Raw genomic sequence first — 9,621 nt, forward strand, 5'->3', positions numbered from 1 at the left:
CCCGCGTTGTCGGCGGAGACGTACCGGCTGTTCACAGTGGCCCGCAGGCTCACCGTGCCGTCGGAGTTGCGGACCAGCTGGAACGTCTCCCAGGCTCAGCTCCATGGCACCATAGTGGCACCATTTTGGCTCAGAGCGCAACGGTCATGGCTCAGAAAGATGCCACGAACTGGCACCGCCGGGGGTCAGTCAAGTCTCAGAGGTCGCCGAAAAGCCTCCGGACCAGGTGATTCGCGTCCTCCTGGCTCAACCCGGAGGCGACCAGGAGGTCACTGACGGTCGTCCGGACCTGCGCCACCACCACCGCGCCGGAGAAGCCCACACCGTCCCGATAGGCGTGCCCGGCAGTCCGGACCGCCCGCAGCGCCTGCTCGCGAGCCCGGTTCGGCTCGGCGCCGGCGGCGAACTGCCGCTTCAGCAGGCGGACCGCCTCGGCGAGATCCGCCACCGCCGTCGGCAACGACTCCGGTACCGGTTCGCCGTCCTCGATGAGCGTCACCGATCGTCGGATCAGGGTGCCGCTGTTGCGCATCGCCCGGTCGATCGGCTCCGCGGCCTGCGCGTAGCGGCCCACCGGCCCGCGCCGTTGATGCCAGTACACCGGCGACAGGGTGCTCGCCTCCCGGGCGCCCTGGGTCGCCTCGACGAACGCCTTCAACCGGCCCGCGCTCTGCCGCAGCTCACCCCGGGCGGTACGGGCCCGAGCGGCATCCCGCTCGGTCAGCGCCTCGGCCGTGGCGTCGAGCTGGGCCGCGAGGAGGTCCAACGCCGGCCGCGCGGCCCGGTTGAGCACCCGCAGCGGGTTCAGCGGCAGCAACACGGCGGTGACCAGCAGCGCCACCCCTCCCCCAACGAGCGCGTCCACGAACCGGGGGATCTCCAGATCCCGGACGGTCGGGCTGAGCGTGGCGATGAGCACCGCCGTCGCCCCCGCCTGGATCACCACCGCCGCGCTACCCGCGAGGAAGAGCGCGACGACGATCGCCAGCAGAACGATCAGGGCGAGCTGCCACCAACCGGTGCCGATCACCACAAGGAGCAGGTCGCCGATCAGCACGCCGACGGTGACCCCGATGATCAGCTCGACGGTGCGACGCAACCGCTGGCCGACCGACGCGGCGAGCGTCGAGACGGCGGAGATCGGCGCGAAGACCGGCTGCGACACCTGCAGCAGCGAGTGCGCCACGAACCAGGACAGCCCGGCGGCCAAGCCGGCCTGCACGGCGAGGCCGCCGATGGTGCGTACCCGGTTGACCCGCTCGCGTAGGGCGGCCACCACGCGGTCCAGGAGCCGGACGACGGTCGAAGGGCCCACGTCCGCTCCGCGCCGACCGGCAGCGACCATGGCGGCACCTACCCCGCCACGACCGGCTCAATCCTCGCCCGGCACGGCCCGGCCGTCCTCAGCGTGAGGCGAGCGTCTTCTCGGCGTACGCCCAGAGCCGGTCGGCCGCGGCCGGGTCCAGCGCGTGGGCGGCGACTCCGCCGGTGGCGTCGGGACCACCCGGAATGACCTCGGCCTCCTGGTTGTCGTCGAAGTACCGACCGCCGACCCCGTCGAGCAGGGGTGAGCCGGCGAGCAGCGCTGTTGTCGACGCGCCCTGGTCGGGCTTCTTGTAGTACTCCGCCTCGACGAGGTTGCCCGCCTCGTCCATCGCGCCCATCGCCCGCATCGTGTCGTCGTCGATGTGGCGCTGGAGGTTGGTGAAGATGTACCCGGGGTTGAGGGCGTTCGCGGTGATCCCGTCGGCCGCCCACTGGCGGGTGATTCCCACAGCGAGCAGGACCTCCGCGGTCTTCGACTGACCGTAGGCCGACCACGGGTCGTACGGGCGCCGCTCGAACTGCGGGTCGTCGAAGTCGAACGGCGCGGCAAGGTGCGCACCGGAGCTGACCATCACGACCCGTGCCGCCTCGGCGGCACGCAGACTGTCGTGCAGCCCTCGGGCCAGCGCGAAGTGGCCGAGGTGGTTCGTCGCGAGCTGGAGTTCCCAGCCCACGGCGGTCAGCTGGCGGGTCGGGATCGCCATGATTCCGGCGTTGGCCACCAGCACGTCGAGCGGGCCCTGCCAGGCCGCCACGAAGGCGTCGACCGACGCCAGGTCGGAAAGATCGAGGGCGGACGACCGGACCGTGCCCACCGTGGCATCGGTGGCGAACTCCTCGGCGAGCCGGTCGGCCGCCCGAGGATTCCGGGTCGCGATGGTGACCTCGGCGCCGGCTCCGGCCAACGCGCGCACCGTCTCCACACCGATGCCGGACGCGCCCCCGGTGACGATCATCCGGCGTCCGGTGAGGTCGACACCGTGGAGGACCTCGGCGGCCGTGGTGCGCGCGTTGAACGGGGTGGCGAGGCGTGGATTCGCTGTCATGACACCCAGGCTACGAACGCTAGGTTCGGACTGCCTATAGTCTGGAGTCCGTCATACTTTCGTGAGCGTCCAGATGAGGTGGGGATGGATCCGCTGGAGGATGTCCTGGCCCTGCTCGGCGCGACGAGCCACGTCTCCGCCGGTCTGGTCGGAGGCGGACCCTGGGCCGTCGGTTTCGACCCCCCGGCCGGGGTCAAGTTCAACGCCGTCCGGCGGGGCCGATGTTCACTGCGGGTCGACGGCCACGCCGAGCCGATCGATCTCGGTGCGGGCGACTGCTTCCTGCTGACCCGACCGGCGGCCTACACCCTCTTCAGCGATCCCGAGGTGCCGGTCCAGCCCGCGCATCCCATTTTCGCCGCCGCCACCGACGGTGTGGCGCACGCCGGCGACGGTGACGACGTGTTCCTCATCGGCGGCGCTTTCACCCTTGGCGGGCGGGCACGCAGCCTTCTGCTGGACAACCTTCCGCCGGTCATCCACGTGCCTGCCGACACCCCGGAGGCCGGGACCGTCCAGTGGGCCCTCGGCGAGATCGACGCGGAACTGCGATCCACGCGACTCGGCTCCCACCTCGTCGCCGAGCATCTGGCGCTCGTCCTGCTGATCCGGATCCTTCGGCTGCACCTGGCCCGTGACGAGCGGCCCGGCTCCGGGTGGCTGGCCGGTCTCACCGACCCGGTGGTCGCTCCCGCGCTACGTGCGATGCACGAGCGACCCGCGCACCCGTGGACGGTGGACGAGGTGGCCCGGGCGGCGACCGTCTCCCGGTCGACGCTGGCGGCCCGCTTCAAGAAGGTCGTCGGGGTGGGCCCGCTGGAGTACCTGACCGGGTGGCGGATAGAGCTCGCGGCCGACCGCATCCGGCGCAGCTCCGACACCGTGGCCACCATCGCCCAGGCCGTCGGGTACGGCTCGGAGAGCGCGTTGAGCGTGGCCTTCAAGCGCACCACCGGCCTCTCGCCGCGCGCCTACCGCACCGAGTTGGCGAACACCGCCCGGACGGACGCACCCGAGCCGACGGTGACCGCCGGTCGGGCCCTGCCGGGGCGGTAGCACCCCGCCGGCTGAGATTGAGGGCGTCCGGATGGGGTAGACCCGGCTCTGCCGTCACCGGCGACCCGGCGCGTGGCGGCGGCGCCGGATCACGGACAAGGGCTGCGAGACGCCTCGGGGGGACGTCGGATGGATCAACGCGGTTGAGTGGCACGGACGACTCCGGTGACGTCGTGGAACTACGGGTGCACGGAGTCTCCGGCGCGAGCGCCGCGCAGGTGCTGGACCTGCAACAGACCGCGCAGGTCGCCGGTGACCGCAGTGGCGGGTTCTACCGGCCGCGCCCCCGGTACTCGGAGAGCACCGGCGAGCACGGGGTGACGCTTGAGGCGTACCGCTGGGGTGACCTGCCCTCCGGGACCGTGGCCCGCACCCTGGCGGTGGTCTTCCTGCTCCCCTTCATGCTGGTCAACGTCGCGATCTGGATGCGCCCGGCGAACCCCCGTTCCGAGGCGGTGGTCAAGTCCCTCTGCCGGGTGCTGGCGCTCACGCTCACCGTGCTGTACGTGCTCGCCATCGTCGGCGTCGCCCTGGATCTCGTCGGCTGGAAGTGCCTGGCCTCCCCCGACTGTCTGGCCGGACGCAGTTGGTTGTCCTGGTTGGGTGGACGGCCGGTCGGACTGCGGCTGGCGGTGCTCGCGCTCGTCCCGGCCGCCGCGATCGGCCTGATCTGGCGGGTCAGTTGCCGGCCGGGCCGGACGTTCGAGGCGTTTCGCGAACCCGATCAGGGCACCTCCGCTCCTCGGCTCGGCACCGTGGGCCAGTGGGACGCCGAGCCGTTGGTGGGCCGGTTGCGGGCCATCCATGTCACGGCGGCCTTCGCGACGCTGGACCTCGCCCTGCTCCTGGCCCGCGCCGCGAGTGACGCTTCGGCGGCCACTATCGCGCTGACGGCGATCATGGGGGTGATCCTGACCGGCTGCGTGGCGCTGCTCTGCACACCGCCGCTGATGGACAGGGCCCCCGGCGACAAGCGGCTCGACCGGGTCACCCGTACCCTCCGGACCGCTGCCATCCTCCTGACCGTCGCCGTCGTGACGCATGTGCTGACCAGTCCGCAACCCTGGCCGGAGGAGCAGGCGCTCCCCGGCTACGACCCGACCCTGGCCGGTCTGTTCGTGTCCCAGACGACGCTGTTGGTCGCCCTGGGCGTGGTGCTGCTCTGGCACCGGCGCCGGGAGCACGGCGCCACCCCGCTGTTCGGGCTGGGCGCTCTCGTGGTCGCGGCCACCGGGATCAGCATGGCGGTGGCGTACTCCGCCGAACTGGTCTACCGGGTGGCGGACTACCTGGACCGCGACGTGTCGACCGGCGCGGGCATCGCCTCCGGTCCGCCCCGGGCCTACACCTGGGCCATCTTCGGCTTCTTCCGCGCCCTGCTGGTCACGGTGATCGCCACTGGCCTCGTCGTCCTGATCTCCCGCCGGGGTCGACGCCGGGCCGGGGCGGCGATAGTCGCACGCGACTTCCCGGACCCGCCGCCCGAGGCAGGACGCCGACTACGGCAGGTCCGAGACGCGATAGCCCGGGCTCGTTTCACCGAGAAGCTGCTGCCGCTGGCCGTGCTCTACGGCTGTCTCGCCGGGCTCGCCACTGCCACCACCACCGTCGGCCTGTTGGGGCAGTTCCCGGGCGACCTCATCGAACAGACCCTGGGGCTGCCGGCCGACGCGGTCACGTTCGGCATCGCGGTTGGTAGCTGGACGATCGCGGCCATCATCCTCGGCCTGATCATCGGGGGCATCTTCGCGTACCGGACCGAGCCGTACCGCCGGTACATCGGTGTGCTCTGGGACCTCGGCACCTTCTGGCCCCGGGCCGCCCACCCGTTCTCACCGCCCTGCTACTCGGAGCGGGCCGTGCCGGAACTGGCCCGCCGGATCACCTACCTCGTCGAACGCGGCGACGCGGTGCTGCTCACCGGGCACAGCCACGGCTCGGTCCTGCTCGCCGCCACGGTGCTCCAACTGCCGCCGCAGATCGGCGACCGGGTCGCCCTGCTCACCCACGGATCACCGCTGCGCCGCCTCTACGCGCGGCTCTTTCCCGCCTACGTCGACGACGCGGCACTGCACGAGATCGGCCGCCGGGTGGGTTGGCGGTGGGTGAACCTGTGGCGCGACACCGACCCGATCGGCGGCTGGATCTTCTCCCCGCGTACCTCACCCGCGGCGGCCACCACCGACGACCCGGCTACCAGTGTGGATCGCCGACAGCGTGATCCCGTCGACGTGGTGGCGCCCCCCGGAGACAGCGTCGCCCCACCCATCCACGGGCACTGGCCGGGCGAGTCCGACGAGCCGTTCATCGAGGCGGTACAGGAGTTGGTGCGGCGCCTCGATCGGCGGGGCGACCCGCCCGGGCCGTCGAGGTAGCGGGCCGGCTCAGTTTCCCCGGCCCGCCCGCGTACGCCAGTCGTCCAGAGCGGTGCCGGCGAGGCGGGCGCCGTCGGCCGGGACGAGTGAGCGTTCGCCCAGCTTGGCGCCGAAGTACCGGGCGTCGGGGTCGGCCACCACCGAACGACGGTCCTGCTGGTCGGCGAGGAGGGTTCGGCCCAGTTCGTCGAGGCGGAACTGCTCCGGGCCGGCGACCTCGACCACGGAGTTCGTCGGCGCGCCGAGCGCGACCTCGGCGACCGCGGCAGCGACGTCGTCAGCGGCCATCGGCTGAATGAGCACCGGCGCGAGGTGCACGGTGTCGCCGTCCGTGGCGGTGTCGATGATGCCCTTGAGGAACTCGAAGAACTGGGTGGCGTGCACCACCGAGTACGGGAGGCCGGACGCGACGATGAGCTTCTCCTGGGCGACCTTCGCGCGCATGTACCCGCTGTCCGGGATCCGGTCGCACCCCACGATGGAGAGCGCCACGTAGTGGTTCACCCCGGCGTCGGACGCGGCGGCGAGGAGCGTCCGGGTCGAGGTCTCGAAGAATTCCAGTACGGCGGTGTTCTCGAACGACGGCGAGTTCGACACGTCGACGACGACCTCGGCGCCGGTGAGCGCGTCGGCCACCCCTTCGCCGGTCAGGGTGTTGACGCCCGTCTTCGGCGATGCCGGCACCACCTCGTGGCCCTGGGCGCCGAGGCGCTCCACGAGCTTGGAACCGATGAGGCCGCTGCCCCCGATGACGACGATCTTCATTGTCGTACCACGTCCTGTCTGCACTGGGTCGGATCGTGCTGCCAACCAGTAAGACGGAAAGCGTGCGCGGATGCAGGACAATCGCCGGAGAAGCGTTCGACGGAGATCAGGAGGTCGACGTGGCCACGGTGTCCCACCCGGTGTTCGCCCGGGTGTACGAGCGACTCAGCGTCGCCATGGAGCGCGCCGGCACCGCGGCGTTCCGGCGGGAGCTGGTCGCCGGCCTGTCCGGCCGGGTGATCGAGATCGGTGCGGGCAACGGGCTGATGTTCGCCCACTACCCGCCGGGGGTGACCCAGGTCTACGCGGTCGAACCGGAGCGACGTCTGCGTGCCGCCGCCGAGCGCGCCGCGTCGACCGCGCCGGTCCCGGTGACCGTCGTCGACGGTCTGGCCGAGGCGCTGCCCGCAGGGGACGGCGAGTTCGACGCGGCGGTGGTCGCGTTGGTGTTGTGCACGGTGCTCGATCAGGCGAGCGCGTTGGCCGAGATCAGCCGGGTGCTGCGCCCCGGAGGCGAGGTGCGGTTCTTCGAGCACGTGGCCGCCGAGGGTGCCGGTGGTCTGTACCGCGCCCAACGACTCCTCGACGCCACGCTGTGGCCGAAGCTGTTCGCCGGCTGCCACACCAACCGCGACACCGTCGCCGCCATCGGCGCGGCCGGCTTCGAGGTGCAGCAGCTGCGCAGGTTCCGTTTCCCGGCCACCAGCAACAGCCCCTCCTCCCCCTGCGTCCTCGGCCGCGCGCTCAGGCCGGCCTGACACCGCCGTCGATCGCACCGCTCACCGGCGGGGCAGCCCGGCCAGCCAGACCTCCAGCTCCGCCGGCGAGCGCAGCAACACCACGGGCGGCGCGGACGGGTCGGCCTGCCAGGCCCGCATCCGCCGTCGGGCCCGGCCGAACGCGGTGACGTGCCACACCAGGATCGAGTCCGAGGACAGCACACTGCTCAGCGACTCGCGGTTGCCGTTGCAGATCACCTCGCCGGTTACCACCCGGCGGACGGTGCGGCGGAGCAACCGCCCGAACGACAGCCACCGTGGATAGTCAAGGCCGACGACCAGATCGGCGCGGGCCATCGGGACGTCCCGCCAACCGTGGTACGCCCCGTCGATGATCCAGCGGTCCCGTCGGCAGATCTCCTCGATCCGGCTGCGTTGCTGGGCGACCGGCACCTCGACCCAGCCCGGTTGCCAGAGCTGGTCGTCGACCGGATACCAGGGCAGTCCGAGGTGTTCGGCCAATCGCGCCGCGAGGGTGGACTTGCCGGAGCCGTACACCCCGTAGACCAGGATGCGACGCGGTGCGCTCATCGCGGCAGCGTACGTCGTGAGGAAAAATCAGTTGTCGTGCCTGGCGCGCCTCGATCAGAGTGACGTCCATGACGTACTGACGGACTCCACCCCTGCTCCGCGCCACCGGTGATGCCTCCCGGGGGCCGTGACGCCGTCCGCTTTTCACGTTGGCAGCCAGAGATGAGCCTCCTTGTCCCAGCACCACCTCCCTCGGGAGCCCCTGCCCCCGTCCGCCCCGGCCACCGTCACGGTGTTCGCCTCTCCCGCGAGTTGGATCGAGTCCGATGCGCTCGCACAGTGCCAGCAGGTCGCCGCCCTGGACGGCATGCGGCACGTCGCCGCGATGCCGGACCTGCACCCCGGCAAGGGTGCGCCCATCGGCGCGGCCATGGCGTCGACAGTGCTGTACCCGTTCCTGGTGGGCTCCGACATCGGCTGCGGCATCGCCGTGTTTCCGATCAAGCTCAAGCGGGCCGTACCGGAACGGCTCGCCGCCCGGTTCCCCGACCTCGACCAGGCGCTCGACCCGGTACGCGACGCCGACGACCCCGCTTGGGCCGCCGTCGACAGTGACGTTCCAGCCGGCCATTTCGACGGCCTCGGGACGGTGGGCCGGGGCAACCACTTCGTGGAGTTGGCTCGCGTCGACACCGTTCTCGACGTACGGCACGCGGGCCGGCTCGGGCTCGACGCCGGCGATCTCGTGCTGATCGTGCACAGCGGGTCCCGTGGTCTGGGCGAGCGGATCCTGCGGGCGCACACCGAGGTCCACGGCGCCGGGGCGGCCCCCGACCCCGCCGCCTACCTGGGCAGGCACGACGACGCCGTGCGCTGGGGTTCGCTCAACCGCCGGGTGCTGGCCGCCCGGGTGGCGCACGCGTTGGGGGCCGAGCCCACCGCGCCGATCGTCGATGAGTGCCACAACCTGGTCGAGGTCCGGGACGGGGTCTACCTGCACCGCAAGGGCGCGGCGCCGGGTGACGGTCGCGACGTCCTGATCGCCGGTACCCGGGGAACGGCGTCCTACCTGGTGGCCGCGCACGCCGGGCCGGAGGCCAACCATTCGGTGGCCCACGGCGCCGGCCGCAAGATGTCGCGCGCCGACGCCCTGCGGCGGGGCCGGGCCAAGCACACGGTCGAGGAGCTACGCCGTACCCCGGTGGGTTCGCTGGTGGTGTGCGGTGACCGGCAACTGCTCTTCGAGGAGGCGCCCACGGCGTACAAGCGCATCGAGCAGGTGATCGCCGACCTGGTCGAACACCGGCTGGCCACCCCGGTGGTCAGCACGACGCCAGTGGTCACCTACAAGACGCCTGACCTGGGGTCCGCCGCACGCCCGCAGCGGCGGGGCCACCGTGGCCGACGAGGCCGCTCATGACCGCGTTCCTGCTGTTGTCGGCCGGACGTGGGCCGCAGGAGTGCGCCTGGGCACTGAGTCAACTGCTGCACCGGTTGCGCGACGAGGGCGTCCGCCGTGGTCTGACGATCCAGCAGGTCGAGGCGGTGCCCGGTGACCGCGCCGGCACCCACCGGTCCGTGCTAATCCGGATCTCCGGCGTGGACGCCGAGGCGTTCGCGGCCTCGTGGACCGGGACGCTGTGCTGGCAGGCCCCCAGCCCGTACCGCTCGGGCGTCGGCCGGAAGAACTGGTACGTCACCGCCCAGCCGCCCGAACGCGACGCTCGGCCGACGACGTTTCGCGAGGCGGACGTCGACATCGTCGCCTGCCGCACCGGCGGGCCGGGGGGTCAGCACCGGAAC

8 protein-coding genes and 1 pseudogene are annotated in these 9,621 nt (G+C 71.9%); 5 read left to right on the forward strand and 4 right to left on the reverse strand.

Going from position 1 to position 9,621, the window contains the following annotated elements; translation table 11 throughout:
- Positions 1–196: 196 nt before the first annotated feature.
- Positions 197–1,345, reverse strand: a complete 1,149-nt coding sequence (locus tag ABZ749_RS20635) for an FUSC family protein (protein ID WP_357230000.1) — start codon at positions 1,343–1,345, stop codon at positions 197–199.
- Between the two features lie 58 nt (positions 1,346–1,403).
- Positions 1,404–2,372: an SDR family NAD(P)-dependent oxidoreductase gene (locus ABZ749_RS20640; protein ID WP_357230002.1), complete on the reverse strand. Its 969-nt coding sequence runs from the start codon at positions 2,370–2,372 to the stop codon at positions 1,404–1,406.
- 84 nt (positions 2,373–2,456) lie between these two features.
- Here ABZ749_RS20640 and ABZ749_RS20645 point away from each other — a divergent pair, with 84 nt between their 5' ends.
- Together ABZ749_RS20645 and ABZ749_RS20650 are read left to right on the forward strand one after the other, a co-directional pair.
- A complete protein-coding gene (locus ABZ749_RS20645) occupies positions 2,457–3,428 on the forward strand; it encodes an AraC family transcriptional regulator (RefSeq protein WP_357230004.1) in 972 nt (323 codons plus the stop codon).
- Between the two features lie 143 nt (positions 3,429–3,571).
- The gene (locus ABZ749_RS20650; RefSeq protein WP_357230006.1) at positions 3,572–5,803 is read left to right on the forward strand and encodes a hypothetical protein; all 2,232 of its coding nucleotides are present in this window, start codon (positions 3,572–3,574) and stop codon (positions 5,801–5,803) included.
- Positions 5,804–5,812: 9 nt separating this feature from the next.
- Here ABZ749_RS20650 and ABZ749_RS20655 read toward each other — a convergent pair whose 3' ends face one another.
- Positions 5,813–6,592: an SDR family oxidoreductase gene (locus ABZ749_RS20655; protein WP_357230008.1), complete on the reverse strand. Its 780-nt coding sequence runs from the start codon at positions 6,590–6,592 to the stop codon at positions 5,813–5,815.
- A gap of 95 nt (positions 6,593–6,687) precedes the next feature.
- Here ABZ749_RS20655 and ABZ749_RS20660 point away from each other — a divergent pair, with 95 nt between their 5' ends.
- Positions 6,688–7,326 (forward strand): class I SAM-dependent methyltransferase, encoded by a 639-nt coding sequence (locus ABZ749_RS20660; RefSeq protein ID WP_357230010.1) that lies wholly within the window; start codon positions 6,688–6,690, stop codon positions 7,324–7,326.
- A gap of 21 nt (positions 7,327–7,347) precedes the next feature.
- On the opposite strand, the gene ABZ749_RS20665 is transcribed toward ABZ749_RS20660, so the two are convergent.
- Positions 7,348–7,878, reverse strand: coding sequence for an adenylate kinase (locus tag ABZ749_RS20665; protein WP_357230012.1), 531 nt, complete (start codon positions 7,876–7,878; stop codon positions 7,348–7,350).
- 172 nt (positions 7,879–8,050) lie between these two features.
- Here ABZ749_RS20665 and ABZ749_RS20670 point away from each other — a divergent pair, with 172 nt between their 5' ends.
- Together ABZ749_RS20670 and ABZ749_RS20675 are read left to right on the forward strand one after the other, a co-directional pair.
- A complete protein-coding gene (locus ABZ749_RS20670; RefSeq protein WP_357230014.1) occupies positions 8,051–9,238 on the forward strand; it encodes an RNA ligase RtcB family protein in 1,188 nt (395 codons plus the stop codon).
- Positions 9,235–9,621 (forward strand): annotated as a pseudogene (locus ABZ749_RS20675) (peptide chain release factor-like protein); the annotation flags it as partial. The gene ABZ749_RS20670 and the pseudogene ABZ749_RS20675, both read left to right, overlap by 4 nt.

It is taken from the genome of Micromonospora sp. NPDC047753, assembly GCF_040642735.1.
Taxonomy (GTDB): domain Bacteria; phylum Actinomycetota; class Actinomycetes; order Mycobacteriales; family Micromonosporaceae; genus Micromonospora.